Origin of the sequence: Paracoccus contaminans (assembly GCF_002105555.1) — a bacterium.
GTDB lineage: Bacteria > Pseudomonadota > Alphaproteobacteria > Rhodobacterales > Rhodobacteraceae > Paracoccus > Paracoccus contaminans.
On record NZ_CP020612.1, the window covers coordinates 208471 to 228527 of the forward strand.

15 protein-coding genes, 1 tRNA gene and 1 pseudogene are annotated in these 20057 nt (G+C 67.0%); 6 read left to right on the forward strand and 11 right to left on the reverse strand.

Going from position 1 to position 20057, the window contains the following annotated elements:
- Nucleotides 1-71 precede the first annotated feature (71 nt).
- Together B0A89_RS01005 and B0A89_RS01010 are read left to right on the forward strand one after the other, a co-directional pair.
- On the forward strand, nt 72-1472 hold the full coding sequence (locus B0A89_RS01005) for a site-specific DNA-methyltransferase (RefSeq protein WP_240558583.1): 1401 nt from the start codon (nt 72-74) through the stop codon (nt 1470-1472).
- Nucleotides 1469-2359, forward strand: coding sequence for a DUF5681 domain-containing protein (locus B0A89_RS01010; protein ID WP_085376545.1), 891 nt, complete (start codon nt 1469-1471; stop codon nt 2357-2359). Before B0A89_RS01005 ends, B0A89_RS01010 begins: the two co-directional genes overlap by 4 nt.
- 97 nt (nt 2360-2456) lie before the next feature.
- On the opposite strand, the gene B0A89_RS01015 is transcribed toward B0A89_RS01010, so the two are convergent.
- Both B0A89_RS01015 and B0A89_RS01020 read right to left on the reverse strand, forming a co-directional pair.
- On the reverse strand, nt 2457-5252 hold the full coding sequence (locus B0A89_RS01015; RefSeq protein ID WP_085376546.1) for a BPTD_3080 family restriction endonuclease: 2796 nt from the start codon (nt 5250-5252) through the stop codon (nt 2457-2459).
- 3 nt (nt 5253-5255) lie between these two features.
- Complete coding sequence (locus tag B0A89_RS01020) at nt 5256-8531, reverse strand: site-specific DNA-methyltransferase (RefSeq protein ID WP_085376547.1); 3276 nt, start codon at nt 8529-8531, stop codon at nt 5256-5258.
- On the opposite strand from B0A89_RS01020, the pseudogene B0A89_RS01025 reads away from it, so the two are divergent.
- From B0A89_RS01025 to iolB, 4 genes and pseudogenes are all read left to right on the forward strand, one after another.
- Nucleotides 8497-9864, forward strand: a pseudogene (locus tag B0A89_RS01025) (thiamine pyrophosphate-dependent enzyme); the annotation flags it as partial. The gene B0A89_RS01020 and the pseudogene B0A89_RS01025 overlap by 35 nt on opposite strands.
- A gap of 7 nt (nt 9865-9871) precedes the next feature.
- Entirely contained in the window at nt 9872-10765 is an 894-nt protein-coding gene (gene iolE / locus B0A89_RS01030) for a myo-inosose-2 dehydratase (RefSeq protein WP_085376548.1), read from the forward strand.
- Nucleotides 10765-10947 (forward strand): hypothetical protein, encoded by a 183-nt coding sequence (locus B0A89_RS01035; RefSeq protein WP_085376549.1) that lies wholly within the window; start codon nt 10765-10767, stop codon nt 10945-10947. The genes iolE and B0A89_RS01035 overlap by 1 nt, the downstream gene beginning before the upstream one ends.
- Nucleotides 10944-11750: a 5-deoxy-glucuronate isomerase gene (gene iolB / locus B0A89_RS01040; protein WP_085376550.1), complete on the forward strand. Its 807-nt coding sequence runs from the start codon at nt 10944-10946 to the stop codon at nt 11748-11750. The genes B0A89_RS01035 and iolB overlap by 4 nt, the downstream gene beginning before the upstream one ends.
- 182 nt (nt 11751-11932) lie before the next feature.
- Here iolB and B0A89_RS01045 read toward each other — a convergent pair whose 3' ends face one another.
- From B0A89_RS01045 to B0A89_RS01085, 9 genes are all read right to left on the reverse strand, one after another.
- Nucleotides 11933-12841, reverse strand: a complete 909-nt coding sequence (locus tag B0A89_RS01045; RefSeq protein WP_085376551.1) for an ABC transporter permease — start codon at nt 12839-12841, stop codon at nt 11933-11935.
- On the reverse strand, nt 12838-13767 hold the full coding sequence (locus B0A89_RS01050) for an ABC transporter permease (protein WP_085376552.1): 930 nt from the start codon (nt 13765-13767) through the stop codon (nt 12838-12840). The genes B0A89_RS01045 and B0A89_RS01050 overlap by 4 nt, the downstream gene beginning before the upstream one ends.
- 2 nt (nt 13768-13769) lie before the next feature.
- Nucleotides 13770-14789, reverse strand: coding sequence for an ABC transporter ATP-binding protein (locus B0A89_RS01055; RefSeq protein ID WP_085376553.1), 1020 nt, complete (start codon nt 14787-14789; stop codon nt 13770-13772).
- Nucleotides 14786-15796 (reverse strand): ABC transporter ATP-binding protein, encoded by a 1011-nt coding sequence (locus B0A89_RS01060; RefSeq protein WP_085376554.1) that lies wholly within the window; start codon nt 15794-15796, stop codon nt 14786-14788. The genes B0A89_RS01055 and B0A89_RS01060 overlap by 4 nt, the downstream gene beginning before the upstream one ends.
- Nucleotides 15793-17424 carry an ABC transporter substrate-binding protein gene (locus tag B0A89_RS01065; RefSeq protein ID WP_085376555.1) on the reverse strand — a complete coding sequence of 544 codons (1632 nt, stop codon included), beginning with the start codon at nt 17422-17424 and terminating at the stop codon, nt 15793-15795. Before B0A89_RS01065 ends, B0A89_RS01060 begins: the two co-directional genes overlap by 4 nt.
- A gap of 25 nt (nt 17425-17449) precedes the next feature.
- Entirely contained in the window at nt 17450-18268 is an 819-nt protein-coding gene (locus B0A89_RS01070; RefSeq protein WP_085376556.1) for a sugar phosphate isomerase/epimerase family protein, read from the reverse strand.
- Nucleotides 18269-18636: 368 nt separating this feature from the next.
- Nucleotides 18637-18713 (reverse strand) — tRNA-Pro (locus B0A89_RS01075).
- A gap of 59 nt (nt 18714-18772) precedes the next feature.
- Entirely contained in the window at nt 18773-19279 is a 507-nt protein-coding gene (locus B0A89_RS01080) for a DUF192 domain-containing protein (RefSeq protein ID WP_085376557.1), read from the reverse strand.
- Nucleotides 19276-19995: a cold-shock protein gene (locus tag B0A89_RS01085; protein WP_085376558.1), complete on the reverse strand. Its 720-nt coding sequence runs from the start codon at nt 19993-19995 to the stop codon at nt 19276-19278. The genes B0A89_RS01080 and B0A89_RS01085 overlap by 4 nt, the downstream gene beginning before the upstream one ends.
- Nucleotides 19996-20057: the final 62 nt, after the last annotated feature.

The window sequence follows — 20057 nt, forward strand, 5'->3', positions numbered from 1 at the left end:
CCGGGCGCTTTGCGCCTTTTCTTTGATCCGCCAACCCTACGGATTCGTCAATGACGTTACGCACAACAACGATGAGCGTCAAGGCCAACGAGCACCGCACAGCACAGGAGACCACCATGGTTGACCTTCACATCGAGCAGATCGCTCCCGCCGCGCTGACACCGTGGGCCCGCAATGCCCGCACCCACTCGAAGAAGCAGCTCCGCCAGATCGCGGACAGCATCCGCAGCTTCGGCTTCACCAACCCGGTCCTCATCGACCGCCAGAATATCATCCTCGCCGGCCACGGCCGCGTCGAGGCCGCCAGGATGATCGGGATGGTCTCCGTCCCGTGCGTCCGCCTCGAGCACATGACCGAGGAGCAGAAGCGCGCCTATGTCATCGCCGACAACAAGATCGCCCTCAACGCCGGCTGGGACGACACCATCCTTGCCGAGGAACTGCAGGCGTTGTCCCAGGCCGACCTCGACTTCGACCTTGGCGTGATCGGATTCGAGGTCGCCGAGATCGACCGCCTCGTCGAAGGCCTGGCGCCCGAAGAACCCGACGATCCCGCGGACGATGCCCTGCCCGCATCGCCCCCGCCCCGCTGCCGGCTCGGCGATGTCTGGGCGCTCGGTCCGCACCGCCTGGTGATCGGCGACAGCCTCGACCCTGACGTTGTCGCCGGGCTGATGAACGGGGCAGAGGCCCGCATGGTGTTCACCGATCCGCCCTACAACGTCCCGATCGACGGGCACGTGGGCGGGGCCGGCAAGGTCAAGCACCGCGAGTTCGCCATGGCCGCCGGCGAGATGACCAGGGGCGAGTTCACGGCCTTCCTGCTCCGCGCCCTGCAGAACCACGCCGACCACAGCTGCGACGGCTCCATCCACTTCGTCTGCATGGACTGGCGCCACATGGGCGAGCTGCTCGAGGCCGGCGCCTCCGTCTACGACGAGCTCAAGAACCTTGTCGTCTGGGTCAAGGACAACGGCGGCATGGGCACCTTCTATCGCTCGCGCCACGAGCTGGTGTTCGTGTTCAAGAAGGGCACCGCCCCGCACGTCAACAGCTTCGGCCTGGGCGAGGGCGGCCGCTACCGCACCAACGTCTGGCAATATCGCGGGGTCAACACCATGCGCACCGGGCGCATGGAGGAACTCGCCATGCACCCCACGGTCAAGCCGGTCCAGATGATCGCCGATGCCCTCAAGGACTGCTCCGCCCGCGGCGACATCGTCCTCGACCTCTTCGGCGGCTCCGGCTCCACCCTCATCGCCGCCGAGAAGACCGGCCGCCGGGCCCGACTGTGCGAGATCGACCCGCTCTATGGCGATGTCATCCTCGCCCGTTGGGAGCGCCTCGCCCACGACGACGCCGAGCAGCTGGTCTGCGGCTGGGCACCCCCCATTGCTGCGGCCAACCTTGAACCGGGCACCCTTGCGCGGGTATCCACCATCGCGTGTGGCAGCGACGAGGCCGCGGCGTGACCGCCCCCCGCAACCCTCCGCCGGGCCTGCCGAGGCTCGACCCGCCCGGCGCGGAGCCCGCCTACGAGGTCGGCTATGCCCGCCCGCCCGCCGCCCACCGCTTCCAGAAGGGGCGGTCCGGAAATCCGCGCGGCCGCCCCAAGGGCGCGAAGAACAAGCGCCCCGCCCTCAACGAGGAGCGTCTCAAGTCCATCATCCTCGACGAGGCCTATCGCGGCATCGACATCCGCGAAGGTGATCGCACCCTCACCGTCCCCATGGCCCAGGCCGTCATGCGCGCCATCGCCCACAACGCCGTCAAGGGAAAGCACTTCTCCCAGAAACTCTTCGCCGAACTCGTCGGCGACATCGAGCGCGCCAGCTTCCAGCTGAACGCCGAGTACTTCCGCTCCGCCGTCACCTACAAGGACGCGTGGGAGGCGGAGTTGCGCCGCCGGAGGACCCACGGCATCACCTCCCTTCCCGACCCGGTCCCGCACCCGGACCACCTGGTCCTCGACGCCCGCGCGGGAACGGTACGCGTGATCGGGCCGATGACGCGCGAAGAAAAGGACGTGTACGACGCCGCGACCGACGAGTTTGCCGAGCTGCTCTGGATCCTTGCGGCCACGCGCGACAAGCTGGCCCGCGCCCGCAGCGCAAAAAGGAAACAGACGCTGCAGGAAATCCTCGAGCGCCTCGGTCAGCGCGAGCCGAGCTACCGTGCCATCCTCCCACCCGACATGCAGGCCAAGGCCGCAGCCCGCGCCGAAAGGTTCGCCGCCGACATCGCCGATCCTCAAACCGCAGAACAGGCCAGAGCGGCAAGGCAGCAGTCACGGCACACCCGCCAGCTCCTGCTCCTCCATGCCAAGAAACGGGAGGAAGAGATCCGAAAATCCCGGTGATCACCGCACTATGCCGGTCGCATCAACACGTCGATGACAGCGTCGCTTGAGAATAGAGATCGAACAACTCGGTCGCGCTTTGGCCTGAGCGCCAGACCTATTCTGCCGGCTCGGCGACGGCCCCGTGCTTTGTAACGATGTCCTGCACCTCGCCCGGCTTGAACGCGACATCCCAAGCCCAGCGTCCGAAACCGCCTGCTGCATTGATCGCCTTCACCCATTCGTTCAGCGCGTCCCGCTTGGCCTTGTTCTGAAGACTGTCGGTGCCCTTGATCTCGAGTGCGAGGATCGTGCCGCCAGCAAGACGGACCAGGAAATCCGGGACGTATCGCCGCCGGGAGCCCGCCCACATGTAGTAGATCTGGAAACCGAGGTGATCGTTCTTGGCGTAGGCAAGAACGTCCTCGCGCTTCTCGAAGACATTGGCCGCGTGGCCTTCCCAGGCAGAATCTCCCACCAGATGGCTGATGTGCGACTTGGTCGTCGGGAAGCACGGCTTGGTCGTGTACCAGGTGCGCATCGAGCCGGTGGCACCAATCGGATTTTCCTCGTCGAAAACCGGCGTCAGGCGTTCCGTATTCTGCTCCGTCACATTGCTCAGCACATGCTGAACGATGAGGTCGATGTTGAGTGCGATCAGGATCCGCCTCCGAAGCGGGTCAGTGTGAAACAGCGACGGGATGTTGAGGCGGTCCGAGTTGAGGAACGCCTCGACGATCCTGACCAGCTGCGCCGCCAGATACTCGTGCGTGCCGGTGAACCCATGGCTCAGCTCGGCAAACGCCTTCCGTGCAGCCTGGAACACGAGGCGCTGCAGACGGAAGCCATCCGGTAGCTTCTCAAGGTCGATCGCGGTGACCTTGCCCATGTCCGTCGCGCCGCCGAGCGCAGGGGCGAGCTCGGCGCTGATCGGTGTGCTGGCTGGGTCGAGCACCAGTGGCTGCACCTTGCTCCAGTCAATCGCGAGCTCCGGTTTGACGACCGTCTCCACGCGCAGCACGTTCGGCCAGCGAAGTTCCAGATGGGCCCGGTCGGGCACCACCTCGATCTGCGTGGTGGGCTTCGGCGGTGGCGGCGCCTCACCGCCTTCGCCGGTCTCCGAGATCGAGAGCGGCACGCCGAAGACGTTGACGTATTCGGGCAGGAACAGGCCGTTCTCGTCAGTGTCGTAGGACACCCGGCGCAGTCCGCGTCCTACGACCTGTTCGCAGAGCAACTGGGACGTGAAGGCCCGGAGCCCCATGATGTGCGTCACATTCTTGGCGTCCCATCCCTCCGACAGCATCGCCACCGATATGACGTTCTGAAGGTCCTGACCGGCGGCACCCCTTTTCCCGACATTGTCCACGATCTCGCGCAGCAGTTCTTCCTTCTTAAGGGCAAGGAACTGCTGGCGGCGCGTTTCGGGAAGGTCTGCCGCGTCGATGATCTCCTTCAAGCGCGCCTCGTAGTCCTTGTCGGATGAGGCGGTGTCGCCGATCTCTGCCTTCTCGAGCACTTTCGAGTCGACGCGAAGCGTCCGGTCTGGCGCGTGCAACTCGGGCCAATGTGCATCGCCCTTGTTGAAATAACTCTCGATGCGGGCCGCGGTCTCCGTGCGGTTGCAGACGGTGAGCATGACCGGAGGCGAATGATGCCCGGCTTCTCGCCACTGCCGACGCGTTTCCCGCCAGTCGGCGCCGAGGAGCGTGTAGGCGTCCTGCACCAGCTTCGGCAGTGCTTCGTGGGGTTCGGCTTTTGCCCGGTTCAGGTCCTCGGAGACGGACGGGTCGCGATAGATGTGATAAAGCTTCGACCGGAGCGTCTTGGCGTCCGGGACAGCATCGTCGCGGACAACGACACGCGGCGTCTTCACGAGCCCGGCCTCGATCGCGTCGTTCAGCCCGAAATCCGAGACGATCCAGTCGAACAGCGCCGTGTCGGTGCTCTTCTTCCCTGTCGGGGCGAAGGGCGTGGCCGAGAGGTCGAAACAGCGCTGGATGCGCCGGGTCTTGTGGATGCGGTCCAGACCCTCGATCCAGCGGGTCGCTTCGTCTAGGTCGATGCCTTGTTCCGCGGCCGCCTTCTTGCTGATCTTCACCTCGGGCGGCTTGCGGTAGGCGTGGTGCGCTTCGTCGTTGATGACGATGATGTCCTTGTGCGCCGCCAGCTTGCCCAGCACCCGCCGCGTGAAGGCCTCGTCGGACTCGCGCCCCTTCTTCACCACCGAGCGGTCCGCTTCCTTCAGCGGCATCAGCGTGTGCCAGTTCTCGATCAGCACCTCCGCTTGGTTCAGCTTCTGGCGCAGGGCCTCGGACGGGCACAGGTTGAACTCGTCGTAGTAGCTGCCCTCGCTGGGCAGCAGCACCTGCAGCCGTTCCTTCACGGTCAGGCCAGGGGCCACGATGAACACGGCGCGGCTGAAGTCTTTGTTCCGTTTCGGATAGGTCAGCGCGTTCAGCACCTGCCAGGTGATGATCATCGCCATCACCGTGGTCTTGCCCGCGCCCGTCGCCATCTTGTTGCAAAGACGCTCCCACACCCCGCCATCGCCGGGGATCGCGATGCCCTGCTTGTAGGCCTCGGCCCCCTCGACCCACCAGATCAGCGTCTCGATGGCCTCGAGCTGGCAGAAATAAAACGGGTACTGCCGCGCATCGCGGTCGTGCCAGTGGTCCAGCAGCTTCCGAGTGACGATGGTGACACCGGGCCAGCCGTCCCCGCGCCACTGATCCACGCGCGCCCGGATCGTGTTCACCAGGTCGAGAACCTCGGTGCGCTTGGTGTTGTTCCGCGCATCGAAGACCTCGTAGCTCGCCGGCCGCCGCTCGGGCTTGATCTCCAGCTTGCCGCCCTTGCCCTCGATCCAATGCTGTGCGGGGCACTCGAATGGCGTGTTGATGATAAGGGACATGGCCTATCCCTCGAGCGGCATGATCTTGAGCGACTCGATCCCGCGGTCGTCCACGATCTTGACCGCGATCCGGCTGTTCTCGCCCGCCTCGAACGGCAGCGAGACGGTGCCGTGGAACTGTTCCAACAGGTCCTCGTCCAGCTCGGCGCGCACCGTCCTGCGCAGGCGGTTCCAGCCGCCCTTCGCATCCGCCATCGGGAAGAACACCTGATGCGGCATCAGCGAGCGGTTGTCGTAGTCGGTATCCAGCGACCACATCGCGATCTGCGTCTTGCCGCCCGACACCAGATCGCCCTTGCGCGGATCGAAATAGTCGAAGCCGTTCACCTCGACCTCCCACATCCCGTCCTTGCGCTTGCGCAGCTCCACGTCCGGCTGGCCCATCAGCCAGAAGGACTGGTTCGAGGAACGCTTCTTCTTGAGATCCTCGGTCAAGAGGTCGGTGTTCATCTGCGCCTTGAGCAGCGTGACGCCGGGCCAGTTCACCTCGTCAATGTCTTTCGCGGCCTCCGGGTCGAAGGTGAAGGCGCAGAACAGGATGAATTTCGGCGACGGGCGCAGGGTCTCGGCCTCGGTCAGGGCCAGTTCCACCTGCCGCTGCTCCAGCGCTGCGTGCTCGGGGCCGAAGCTGACGACGACGCGCTCGCCCGTATCGGCGAGCGACCCACTGGCGTGGATGTATTTCAGCCCCGGCAGCGTCTCGAACTCGGCGAAGCGGAGCATGGCGCCGCCCTTGCCGCGCACGCCGGTCTTGAGCAGTTCATCGCGCCACAGCGCCTGGCGCGAGGTCTCGCCGGAGCGGGCGACGGTCTCGTCGGCTTCCTGCGGCGGCATGCTCTCGTCCAGCGACAGGACGGTCGGCGCCGGCACCGCCTCGACTGAGAAGGGCCCGCAGATGCGCAGCTTGGATTTGTCGATGCGCGGCTTGTCGTAGAGCGTTTCCTGCTCGGCATGGTCGGCGATGGACTGGTCCATGCGGCGCTGCATCGCCTGCCGGGCGGCGTGGAAGGCATCGAAGGGCGCGCGGGCAGCCTCGGGCCAATCGTCCGGCCAATCGAAGGGCACTTCCCATTCGTGCAGGGTGTCGCCCTTGGCGAAGTCCACCGGCTTGCCCTTGCGCGCGCCCTGCGCGGGCTTGAGCGGCTTCGTCGGGGCGGCGGCCAGTGCGGTGTTGAGGCCCTCCAGCGCCGCCGTGATTTTCGGGTGATCGTCGTCGAAGATCGTGTCGATGTCGGGGTTAGTAACAATGTTCTTGAGCATGATGTGCGGCACGGTGTCGTAATCGAAACCACCTTTCAGCCCCTCATGCGGATACCGCAGGGCGTAGTAGTCGAAACTCGCAGTCATCAGCCTTTGCTTGGCGAGCGTAATCGCCACGCGCGAGGTGTCACACGTGATCCATCGTCTTCCCCATTTCTCGGCGACGGCCGCAGTCGTGCCTGAGCCACACGTCGGATCCAGCACGAGATCGCCCGGGTCGGTGGCCATGATCATGCAGCGCTCGACGACCTTCTCGGACGTTTCCACCACGTAGCGCTTCTCGGAAGCAAAGCCGGCGATACCGGTATCAGCCCACATGTTGTCTTCTTTGAATGCTGCGAAATCATCAAAGTATCGGACGTAATAGAGTCCGGAACTTGTGGCGCTCAGGCGACCTGCTTTCAAAAGCCGCTCCATGCCGATTTCGTTGGTCTTCCAGCGGACCTTCTCAGATGGCCGAAGCGTGGCTCCTTGGAAATCAACTGGAAACCAGGACGCAGCGCCCTCTCCTTTGTCTCTGCCTGCGCCTTGGCTGGTAAGGTTGTCTATTCGAAATACACGCGCGCCATTTTCAAGTTTCACTGGATCCTGCAATTCCTCCTTGAGAATTGGACGCTCCGCCAGGTTCGGAAGACGTACCTTTTTATAGGCCGCGCCTCCGGTTCCACCGACCTCTTTCAACACATACGGTTGGCGAAACTTCAAGTTGGGCTTATCTTTCGCATAAAAGAGGATGAGGTCGTAAGTTCCGGAGAGATTCTCTGAAGTTGCACTCGATGTTTTTGTGAAAATGATCTGAGATACAAAATTTTCACCGCCAAAAACTTCATCCAATATATCGCGCACCAAGTGGCAATTCTCTTCCCCGATCTGCACGAACACGGATCCACTATCGCTAAGTAGCTCACGCGCCAGCATGAGCCGATCGCGCAGATAGGTGAGATAGGAGTGGATACCGAGTTCCCAGGCGTCCCGGAATGCCTTGATCATCTCGGGTTCCTGGGTGAGGTCGTCGTCCGAGCGGTCCTTCACGTCGCGCTTGTTCGTGAAGGGCTGGAAGTTCGACCCGTATTTGATGCCGTAGGGCGGATCGATGTAGATCATCTGAACCTTGCCGCCCATGCTCTCCTTGGTCAGGAGCGAGTTCATCACCAGGAGGCTGTCGCCCGCCACCAGCCGGTTCGACCAGCCCTTCTCGTGGTGGTAGAAATCCAGCGCCTGGCGCAGCGGCAGGTTCTCGAACGGCGCGGCGAACAGGTCAGGCTGCTGCCACTGCGCCGCGCCGTCCTTGCCCTTCAGCCGCTTGGCCGCGTTGGCGAGGATCGTCGCCGGGTCCACCCGTTCATGGACATGGAGCGAGACGGTATCGACCTCGACGCTCGTCCGCTCCGCCTTGCCCGTCCAGTTGAGGTAAGGCGCCTGCAGCCGCTTCAGCTCCTGCAGCGCGTCCTTCATTCGCTCCGGATCGCCGCTGGCCAGCGCATCGTCGATCAGCTTCTCGATCCCCGCCCGTGCGCTGTCGAAGTTGAGCACCGGGTCGAGATGCGGGTCATAGGCCCAGACCGTCTTCTCGCCATCCGGATCGGTGCCGGCATGGACCATGCCCACCTCAGGGTTGTTGACCCGCGTCTCGCCGTGGCGGTAGCTGAGAACCTGCGTAGGGCCGTTCGACTTGCGCGCGACCTTCTTCCCGCGAGAGGCGGCACGCTGCCGCGGCGCAGGCTCGTCGGTCGGCGTCAGCTCGAACCCTTCCTCGTCGTCGGCATCCTCGTCCCAGGCGTCCTCGCCGTCCTCCTCATCCTCGTCAGCATCGACCACCCGCATGATCGACCCGCCCCGCCCACGGCCGCGCGCAAGAAGCCCGTCATCGACCAACGCATCACGCGCGGCGACGTAGTCGTCATCGGTCAGGCCCGGCACACGCTCGCGCAGCAGCGCCATCATCGCACCATTCCCGATGGAGGAGCCGTCGCCTGGGACCAGGGACAGGATCAGAGCGGACAGACTGCTGTCAGACATGCGTAAGGCTTCGCGGAAAAACGATTGTGATTGCGGCCCGGTGGTGCTGGCCTTCTGCCAGGACGTGCAGGCCGAGGCCCATGACTGGCCCGAGGCGTTCTTTGCCCCCCGCACCTGGCGCATCCGCCGCCCCGAACCCGATGCGGCGGAACTGGCCGAGGTCGCGGCCCTGCTGCGCGCCGGGCAGCGCCCCGTGATCGTGGCGGGGGGCGGCGTGATCTATTCCGGGGCCGAGGCGCGGCTGGCCGATTTCGCCCGCACCCACCGCATCCCCATCGTGGAAACGCAGGCCGGCAAGGGCGCGGTGGACTGGAGCGATCCGCTCAACCACGGCTCGCCCGGCGTCACCGGGACGGATGCAGGCAATGCGCTGGTCGCGGCTGCCGATGTCATCCTGGGGATCGGGACGCGCTTTCAGGACTTCACCACCGGATCATGGACGGCCTTTGCCAATGAGGGCCGCAAGCTGATCTCGGTCAACGTCACCGGCTATGACGGGATGAAGCACGGCGCGGTGCCGCTGGTGGCCGACGCGCTGGTGGCGCTGGACCGGCTTGGCGCCGCGCTGGGCGATCACCGCTTTGCAGAACCACACCCAGCCCCGCGTGCGGCGTGGTTTGCCCTGTCGGACCGCGCCACCGCCGCGCCCGGCCAGGCGGGCCTGCCATCCGACGCACAGGTCATCGGCGCGGTGCAGCGTCAGGCGGGGCCTGATACCGTCGTCATGTGCGCCGCCGGCACCATGCCCGGCGCGCTGCAGGTGCTGTGGCGCGCCGCACCCGGCGGCTATCACATGGAATACGGCTATTCCTGCATGGGATACGAGATCGCGGGTGCCCTCGGCATCGCCATGGCGCGCCCCGCGGCGCATGTCGTCTGCATGGTCGGCGATGGCAGCTACATGATGGCCAACAGCGAACTGGCGACGGCCGTGATGATGCGCGTGCCCTTCACCGTCGTGCTGACCGACAACCGCGGTTACGGCTGCATCAACCGCCTGCAGCAGGAATGCGGCGGGGCCGAGTTCAACAACATGTACGCAACCAGCAACATCGCGGTGCAGCCGCAGATCGACTTTGTAGCCCATGCGGCCAGCATGGGCGCGCACGCCGTCAAGGCGGACGGCATCGCCGCGCTGGAACGCGAGATCGCCGCCGCGCGCAGCCGCGACGTGCCCACCGTCATCGTCATCGACACCGAGGCGGAAACCGGCGCCAGCATCGGCGGCGGCTGGTGGGACGTGGCTGTCCCGCAGGTCGGGGCAACCGACCGCCTGCGCGAGGCCCGCGCGGGCTATGACGCCAACACCGCCAAACAGCAGCTTGTGAACTGAGGCAGCGATGATCCTTTTCGGCACCAACCCGATCGCCTGGACCAATGACGACGATCATTCGATCGGCGCGCATCTGACGCTGGACGACTGCCTGTCCGACTGCCGGCAGATCGGCTTTGACGGCATCGAAAAAGGGCACCTGATGCCCGACGACGGCGCGGCGCTCAAGGCGCGGCTGGGCGGCTACGGCCTGCGCTTTGTCGGGGCCTGGCATTCGACGAACCTGCTGACGAATGACATCGACACCGAAAAGGCCGCCCTGATGCGCATGATCGAGATGATCCGCGCCGCCGGCGGCAGCCATATCAACGCCTGCGAATGTTCCAACACCGTCCACGGCAACGACGCGGTGGCGGTCAATGACCGCCCCGTCATGTCGGATGCCGAATGGGACCGCTTCAGCACCGGGTATGAGGAACTGTCCCGCTTTGCGCGCGAACAGGGCGCGGTGATGGGCTATCACCACCACATGGGCACGATCATCGAAAGCCCGGCCGACATCGACCGTTTCATGGACATGGCCGGGCCGGACACGCGGCTGTTGCTGGACACCGGGCACTGCCTGTTCGGCGGCGGCGATCCGGCGGCGATGGCGCGCAGATACATGGACCGCGTGACCCACATCCACGCCAAGAACATCCGCCGCCCGGTGATGGAACAGGTGCGGGCCGAAGGGCTGTCCTTCCTCGAAGGGGTGCGGCGCGGGGTCTTCACCGTTCCGGGCGACCCCGAGGGCTGCGTCGATTTCCCCCCGGTGCTGAAAGCGGCAGCCGATGCGGGCTATCAGGGCTGGCTGGTGATCGAGGCCGAACAGGACAGCGCCCTGCGCAATCCGCTGGAATACCAGGGCATGGGCAACCGCGCCCTGCGCCGGATGGCGGCGGAGGCAGGCCTCGTCTGATGCTGATCGACCCGGACCACCCGTTCTTCCGCCCCCTGTGGGTGCGCCTGCTGACCGTGGCGCTGCCGCTGGCCTGGGCGGGGGTCGAGGCGCGGACCGGTGCGCCCGGCTGGGCGCTGATGTTCGCGGCGGCAGGGCTTTATGCCCTCGCCGCGCTGTTCCTGATGCGGAGGAAACGATGACCCTGCTGCGCAAACCCCTCGCCCCTGGGGGCCATGTCCACGCCATCACCCCCGAAAGCGCCGGCTGGGGCTATGTCGGGTTCGATCTGTGGCGGCTGGCCGCTGGCCAGGCCGCAGCCGCCCCCACGGCCGCGCGCGAGGTCATCATCGTCATGGTCGAGGGCAAGGCCCGCTTGACCGGCGCGGGCCGCGACTGGGGCGTGCTGGGCGATCGGATGGACGTGTTCGAAAAGACCGCGCCGCACTGCCTGTATCTGCCGGACGGCACCGACTGGCGGGCCGAGGCGGTGACGGACTGCACCATTGCCGTCTGTTCCGCCCCCGGCCACGGCGGCCACCCGCCCCGCCGCATCGGCCCGGACGGGATCGAACTCACGCAGCGCGGCACCGGGGCGAACACCCGCCATATCAACAATATCGCCATGGAGGCGCAGGACTGGTGCGACAGCCTCTTGGTGACCGAGGTGTTCACCCCGCAGGGCAACTGGTCCTCCTACCCCCCGCACCGCCATGACGAGGACGACTTTCCCCGCATGACCTATCTGGAGGAAACCTATTACCACCGCCTGAACCCCCGCCAGGGCTATGGCATCCAGCGGGTGTTCACCGAGGATGGCAGCCTTGACGAGACGATGGCCGTCAGCGACGGCGACGTGGTGCTGGTCCCGCGCGGGCACCACCCGGTCGGCGCGCCCTATGGATACGAGATGTATTACCTTAACGTCATGGCCGGCCCGCGGCGGGCATGGCGGTTCCAGAACCACCCCGACCACGACTGGATCTGGCAGCGCGACAACGGCTGAGGCCAAGGCCCGTCCCACCTTGGCCGAGATCGCCCCCGCGCAAGCGTCGGCACCGCCGGGGCCGAGCGGGCGCTGAACGGCCGCATGGCGCGGGGCGGCGGCCGCATCCCTGGCCCCTGGCCACCCGATCCATGCCCCACCGCGGCAGGTTGCGCCGGTTCTGCAAGGCCCGCGCGGCCCCGCTACCGCAGCGTCGGATCAAGGCGGTCGCGCAGCCAGTCGCCGATCAGCGACACCGACAGCGTGGTCAGCACGATCACGGCCGAGGGCGCCAGCACGATCCACGGGGCCCGTGTGATATAGTCGCGGCCAAAGCCGACCATGTTGCCCAGGCTGGTCATCGGCGGCTGCACCCCCAGGCCCAGAAAGGACAGGCCCGATTCCAGCAAGATTACCTCGGGGAAGACCAGCGTCATCGAAACGATCAGCGTCGAGGCGATATTGGGCAGAATATGGCGCGCATAGACGCGCCCCGGACGCGCGCCCAGCTGGACGACCGCCGCGGCATAGCCCTGCGCGCTGGCGGAAATCGCAAGGCCGCGGGAAATCCGGGCATAGCGTTCCCAGCCATAAAGGCCGATCAGACCAACCAGCAGCGTCAGCGCATTGCCAAAGAATGCCAAGACGGCCAGGGCCAGGATCAGGAAGGGCATCGCCGCCTGAAAATCGGCCAGCACCAGCACCGCCTGTTCCACCCAGCCGCGGAAATGTGCCGACAGAAAGCCCAGCACGGTTCCCAGCGTCGCGGAAATCAGCGTGGCGCCAAAGGCGATCAGCAAGGATACGCGGATCGACACGATCAGGCGGGAGAGCACGTCCCGGCCCAGCTCGTCCGTGCCCAGCGGGTGCGCCCAGGCGTGAAAGGGCGGCGTCATGCGGTATTTCAGGTCCATGGCGGTATAATTATAGGGCGCGATCACCGGCGCCAGCAGCGCCACGGCGATCATCAGCACCACAAAGCCGACCGCCAGCCTGATGAACAGCGGCATCGCGCGGCGCGGGCGGGCCAGGGCTGCCGCGGCGGGCGCAGCCGAGGGAACGGGCGCGAGGGTGGGCACGGGGGGCGGGGTTGGGGCAGACAGGTCGCTCATCCATGGGCCTCGGCGCTGCGCAGCCGGGGATCCAGCGCGCCATAAAGGAAATCGACGATCAGGTTGGAGGTGACCATGGTCGCGGCGACCAGCAGCAGGATGCACTGCACCACCGCAAGATCGCGGTTGGATACGGCGACCACCAGCAGGCGGCCGACGCCGGGCCAGGAAAAGACGCTTTCCACCACCACCGCCCCCGCGATCAGCGAGCCGACCAGAAAGCCGATCAGCGTGACCGTGGGGATCGCCGCATTGGGCAGGGCATGGCCCACCACGACCGATCGCCAGGGCAGGCCCTTGGCCGAGGCGGTGCGGATGAACGGCCGGCCCAGCACCTCGAGCATCGCCGAGCGGGTGAACCGCGCCAGCGCCGCCGCGCCGCCCAGCCCCAGTGTCACCACCGGCAGGATGGCGTGGCGCCAGCTGTCCTGTCCGCCCGAGGGCAGCCAGCCCAGCGTCACCGAAAACAGCAGCACCAGCCACAGCGCCAGCACGAAGCCGGGGATCGAAAAGCCCAGCACCGATGCCACCATCACCAGACGGTCCAGCCCGGTGCCGCGGTTCAGCGCCGCCAGTACGCCCGCCGGAATCCCCAGCGCCAGCTTGAGCAGCAGCGCCGGCAAGGTCAGCGCCAGCGTGGCCGGGATCCGCTCGGCCACCAGTTCGATCGCGGGGCGGCCGTCCCGCATGGAAATGCCCAGATCGCCCCGCAGGATGGCGCGGACGTAATCGACATATTGCACCCAGATCGGCTGATCGAGGCCCCATTCCTTGCGGAACCGCGCGATGGCGTCCGGGGGGGCATCGGGGCCGAGGATGATGACCGAGGGATCCCCGGACATCCGCAGCACGACAAAGGCAAAGGTCACGACCAGCGCCACGGTGACAAAGGCGCGCAGGGCGCGTATCGCGGCATATTTCAGCATTGTCAGGCCGCCTTTCGTCCGGCAGGGGCGCCGTGGGACATGTCGCGCCCGGCCCCGCCGCCGCCCAGCAGGTGACAGGCCGCCCGGCGGCCTGGGGTGATCGCAGCCAGCACGGGCGCATCGCTGCGGCAGCGCTCCATCACCAGCGGGCAGCGCGGGTGGAAGGCGCAGCCCGAGGGCCGCGCCGCGGGGTTGGGCGGCTCGCCCTTGAGCACGATCCGCTGGGCGCGCCGCGTGGCGCCCGCCCCCGGCACCGGGGCGGCCGACACCAGCGCGCGGGCATAAGGGTGCTGGGGGTCGGCCATCAGTTCGGCTGCGGGGCCATCCTCGACGATCTGGCCCAGATACATGATCGCGACCCGCTGCGACACCTGACGGACAACGCGCAGGTCGTGGCTGATGAATACCATCGCCAGATTGCGCGCCGCCTGCAGGTCGGCCAGCAGATTGACCACCTGCGCCTGGATCGACACGTCCAGCGCCGAGACCGGCTCGTCGCAGACCAGCAGGTCGGGCTTGGTCATCAGGGCGCGGGCGATCACGACGCGCTGGCGCTGCCCGCCCGACAGCTCATGCGGATAGCGCAGCGCCTGTTCGGGCGACAGCCCGACCTGCGCCAGCATGGCGCGGGCGCGCTCGGCGGCCTCGGCTGCGGGGCCGTGGATGACCAGCGGCTCGGCCACCTGGTCCAGCACCGGCAGGCGGCGGTCCAGCGCGCCAAGGGGATCCTGATAGATCATCTGCGCGCGCCGGCGCAGCGCCCGCCATGCGGGGGTGCGGGGGGCGGGCATGGGCGCGCCCGCGAACTGCACCCTGCCCCGGTCGGGCGGTTCGAACCCCAGCGCGACGCGGCCCAGCGTGGACTTGCCCGACCCGCTTTCCCCGACGATGCCCAGCGTCTCGCCCGGCGCCAGCGACAGCGACACCCCGGCCACGGCCCGAACCATGTCGGGCCTGCGCCACATCCCGCCGCGGCTGGCATAGACGCGGTGGATATCCTCAAGCGTCAGCAGCGGGGTCATGCCGGCTCTCTTTCGGGCAGGGAAGCGGCCGCAGGGATGCGTGCGGCGGCGGGGCCGAATTCGGCCGCGCGGATGCAGGCGGCGTGATGGTTTGCGCCCTGCCGGCGCAGCGGCGGGGGCGCGTCGTCGCAGGCGGCCAGCCGCCAGGCGCAACGCGGCGCAAAGCTGCATCCGGGCGGCAGGTGGCGCGGGTCGGGCACGCGGCCCGGAATGCTGACCAGCCGCCCCCGCCCCTCAAGCGTAGGCAGCGCGGCCAGCAGCCCGCGCGTATAAGGGTGGCGCGGGCCGTCGAACAGCGGCTCGGCCGGGGCGGTTTCGACCAGGCGGCCGGCATACATCACCGCCACCCGGTCGCAGGTCTGCGCAATCACGCCCAGATCGTGCGAAATCAGCACGATCGCCATGCCCAGTTCGCGCCGCAGATCGACCAGAAGGTCAAGGATCTGCGCCTGGATCGTCACGTCCAGCGCGGTGGTCGGCTCGTCCGCGACCAGCAGGTCGGGCTGGCCGGCCAGCGCCATGGCGATCATCACCCGCTGGTTCTGCCCGCCCGACAGCTCATGCGGATAGCTGGCCAGCCGGGCGCGCGGGGCGGGAATACCCACGAGATCCAGCAGGCGCAGCGATTCCGCCTCGATCGCCCGGCCCGACAGGCCGCGATGCAGAACCAGCGCCTCGGCGATCTGGCGGCGGATCGTCAGCACCGGGTTGAGGGCGCTGGTCGGATCCTGCGAGATCAGCCCGATGCGGCCGCCGCGCAGCCGCTCGATGGCGGGCAGCGGCAGGGCCAGCAGGTCGCGCCCCTCCATCAGGGCGCGCCCGCCGATCCGCGCATGGGCCGGCAACAGGCGCAGCACCGCCAGCCATGTCACCGACTTGCCCGAGCCGCTTTCACCGACCAGGCCCAGGATCTCGCCGGGCATCACCTCAAGGTCGATGCCCGACAGCGCCGGCGCCCCGTCGAAATCGACGCTGAGCCCTTCAAGACGGATCAGCGGCCCGGTCACAGCGCAAAGTTGCCCGGCCCGAAATCAAGGGCAAAGGCCGGCACGGCCTTCCACTTGATCGAGGCGGGCTTGGCGGTGAAGGTCGCGTTCTGGTGCAGCACCGTATAGGCGGGATCCTCGCGCTCGCAGATCTCAAGCATGCGGGCAAAGGCCTTCTTGCGCTTGTCGTGATCGACCGAGGTTTCCAGCACCTCGCACAGCTGGTTCATCTCGGCATTGGTCCATTCGCCGATCTGCTGCTGCTGGCCGTTGGGGCCATGCTGGGCGACGATCGAGGACACCGGATCGTTGAAGGGGGCCGAGTTCGACCAGTCGCGGACGGCGCGGGTCGGGCCGGCCTCCATGATCTGCGCCCAGTTTTCCTTGCTTTCGATCTGCACGTTCAGGCCGACGGCCTTCCACATCTCGACCAGCACCTGCGCGGTCGCGTTCTGGTTGGTGTAGTAGTTGTTCAGCAGCCGATAGGGGATGGGATCGCCCTTGTAGCCCGCCTCCTTCAGCAGCGAGGCGGCCAGTTCGGGATTGAACTCGGGGACGGTCCAGCCCTCGACGAACATGTCGCCATAGAAGGGCCACTGCAGCCCGGCCGGGATGGTGGTGCGCCCCGCCCACAGGCTGTCCACGATCGCCTGGCGATCGATGGAATGGGTCATGGCCCGGCGCACGCGCGGATCGGCCAGCTGGGCATGGTTCTTGTCGAAGACGGTCAGGCGGTGGTTGGCGACAGTGCCGCCCTGAACCTCGAAGCCGGCGTTCTTTTCCACCTCGCCGATCAGGTCCGGGGGGATGTCGCAGGCGAACTGGTATTCGCCCGACAGCAGGCCGTTGATGCGGCTTGCGACCTCGGGCACCTCGACGAAGCGGATCTGTTTGAGCGGCGGCAGGCCGCCCCAGTAATCGTCATGAGAGAGCAGCGTCAGGCTGCTGTCGGGGACGAATTCGCCCACCATGTAGGGGCCGGTCGTGACCGGCTTGCGCGCCCAGTCCAGATAGCTGGCCGATTCCTCCCAGCCGCGGCGGGACATGATGTCGCTGCCATAGCGCAGCAGGCGGCCTTCCATCGTCACGTCCGGCATGGCGTTGAAGAAGCGGACCGTATATTTGTCCACCGCCTCGACGCGGGCAAGATCGGGCCAGGCGCGGCGCGACACGGCGACCACCTCGGGCGGCAGCTCCTTGCCGGCCTTGGGGGTCGGGATCTGTTCGAACGCCTTGATGGTCGTCCGGTTCTTGGGCTGGGTGTCGCCGAACATCCGCTCGCGCGAGAAGGTGAAGACCACGTCCTCGGCCGTCAGTTCGTCGCCGTTGTGGAACCTGACGCCCTCGCGCAGCTTCAGCTCGACCGTGGAATCGTCGATCCGCTTCCATTCGGTGGCAAGCAGCGGCCGCATGCCCAGCTGGTTGTGCCAGTCGCGGCCGATCAGGCTTTCCCACAGCGAGGTGAAGAAGATCCGCTCGCCCACGTTGGACTGCTCGCGCAGCACGTCCAGCGTGTTCGAGTTGGAAATCTTCTGCACGGCGACGGTGATCGACGGGCGGTCGGCCTGCGCGATGGCAAAGCGGGGCAGGATCAGGCTGCCGGTGGCGGCGGCACCGGCCAGCAATGCGCTGCGGCGGGTCATCAGCATGGTGAAATCTCCGGTCAGGAAGGGGTCAGCGGGCCAGCCCGCGTTCGGTGATGAAGCGCATGGATGCGGGGATCAGGGCCTTGTCGCGCAGCTCCAGCACGGCGCGGACCTGGGGGCCGCAGGCGGCGATGGCGCGGAACACCGCGTCCCAGCAGATCGTGCCCTGCCCCACGGACCAGTGGCGATCGGCATAGCCATCGACATCCTGCAGATGGACATGGTGCAGCTGCGCCCCGGCATCGGCGATGAAGTAATCGACCGCCGGCGCGCCATGGGTGACATGGGCGAAATGCGCATGGCCCGTATCGACCGACAGCCTGATCGCGTCCGAGCCGAAGCTGTCCACCAGAGCACGGCGGTCGGCGGGGATCATGTCCTCGATGTTTTCCATCACCAGCGTCACGCCCTCGGCCTCGGCGCGGCGGACGGCGGCGCCCAGGGTGTCATGGGCGAAGTGGGTGATCATGCCGCGATAAGGCTGGGGCGGCATGTCCATGTTGCGATGATCCCAGGTGGTATAGGGCGAATGGATGACCATCTGCGTGGCGCCCAGGGCGGCGCAGACATCCAGCCCCTGTTCCATCCGCCGCGCGACCAGCGCGCGGATGTCGGGATCCCGCGAGGCGGTGGAAAAGCCCCAGAACGGCCCGTGGATGCCCAGCCGGCCGCCATGCCCGTCCAGCGCCGCGCGGATCTCGGCGGCATGGGGGCGCCAGTCGCCGTTCAGAACCTCGGCGGTGAAGAAATCCTGCAGCTCGATGTCGCGCTGGGCCTCGAACAGCCAGTCGCGGTGCTGGCGAATACCGTCAAGCGCCAGTGCGGCGCCGACAACGATCTGATGCATAAGGATATTCCGGCTGAGGTTGATCAAGCGCCGCCCTAGTGACACCGGTATGTGGCCCAAGGGTTTCAACGCTGTGTCAGTGCAATGAAGTTGTGGTTGGTCCGGGCGGAAGACGCCTTGGGGGATGGGCCGATCCCGCCGATATCATCCTTCGCCGAAGGCCAGCCAGGCTAGGGGCGGCCCTGCCGGCGATCGGCAACGGCGTATGGCAAAGGCCCGCTTTGCGCTGCTGCCGCCATGTTCAGGGATGGGATGAGCAGGGCTTTTGCAGGGGCGCGATCCTGCCGCCGATATCCGCAAGCGATGGGGTGATCGGCATGCGCCGCAGCCGCACTCGCCATGCAGCCCTGCGGCGGGCATCAGGATATTGGTCGGGGCGAGAGGATTCGAACCTCCGGCCTACGGTACCCAAAACCGTCGCGCTACCAGACTGCGCCACGCCCCGGACCGGGGGTCTTCTAACCTGCCGCGCGGCGGGGCGAAAGATGAAAGCGTCGCCTCGGCTCAGCGGCAGGGCAGCGCGGCACCGTCCTGCGGCACGGCCGGATGGGCAAGCCTTGCGCCCGGCCCGATTCCCAGCCGCGCCGCCTCGCCCCCGGCGATTTCCAGAACCAGCAGCCGCTCGGGATGGGGATCGCCCGGTTCGGCCCCGGCGATCGGGGTCAGATCCAGCGGTCGTGCCTGCGGGTGGACGCTGCGCAGCACCCCGGCCGCATCAAAGAACAGCATGTCGAGCGAAATCAGCGTGTTCTTCATCCAGAAGCTTGCCGGACGCGGCGTCTCATAGACGAACAGCATCCCCGACATCGGAGCCAGCGATTTGCGCCCCATCAGCCCATGGGCGCGCTCATCGAAATCGTCGGCGATCTCGACCGCAAGGTTGATGACCTTGCCCTCAGGGGTGACGATCTGCGCGGTGGCCGGGTCGCAGGCCATGTCCAGCGCCCGCGCCCCGGGCGGCACCAGCGCCGCCAGCACGGCCCATGCCCCCAGGATGATGCGCCCCCTCATCGGATCACGACTGACCTGGGCGCCACGGATCTGAGCGTCCTGTCGCAATCCTCTGCCCTGCCGCGGTCCGGCCCTGCGCAGCCGGGCTTGTCGCACTGGCCGGGGCCGCGCTGGGCAGGCCCTGCCGCCTCGGGGCCCTTGCGGCCAGGATCGGATGGCGCAGAGCCGGCTGCCTCCCCCTCGGGGGCCGCACCGGCGGCGCGTTCCCAGGCAAGCACCTGCGCCGCGATCGCCCCGCGCGGGCCGTCCACGACGCGCAGCGCGACCCCTTCACCGGGGATCAGGTCGGCAAAGCCGCAATAGCGCAGCACCTGCACATGCAGGAACACGTCGCCCTTCTGGCCGAAGATGGTGGCAAAGCCGAAACCCTTGCCCTTGTCGAACCACTTCACCCGCGCCGGAAGCAGCGGCAGAAGCGCCAGCCTGTCACCCGCGACCTGCGACAGATCCGGGATCGGCGCCGCATTTTCCTGATCGGGGGGCAGGATCGAGAGGATCTCGACCGCCTGCCGGCCGCGCGGGGTGTGAATGGCCCGCAGCTCGACCCGCGCGCCCTCGACAACAGAACCTTGACCGAAGTTCCGCAACACGTTGGCATGCAGCAGAACATCCGCACTACCGGCGGAATCGGCCAGAAAGCCGAAGCCCTTGACCGAATCGAACCACTTGATCACGCCCTTTACGGTCACCGTGACCTCGGGGATGCTGCCGCTCATGTCATTCCTTTTGGTAGCCGGCGCACGAACGGGGTCGCGCACGCCAAGCAGCCAGACGAGCA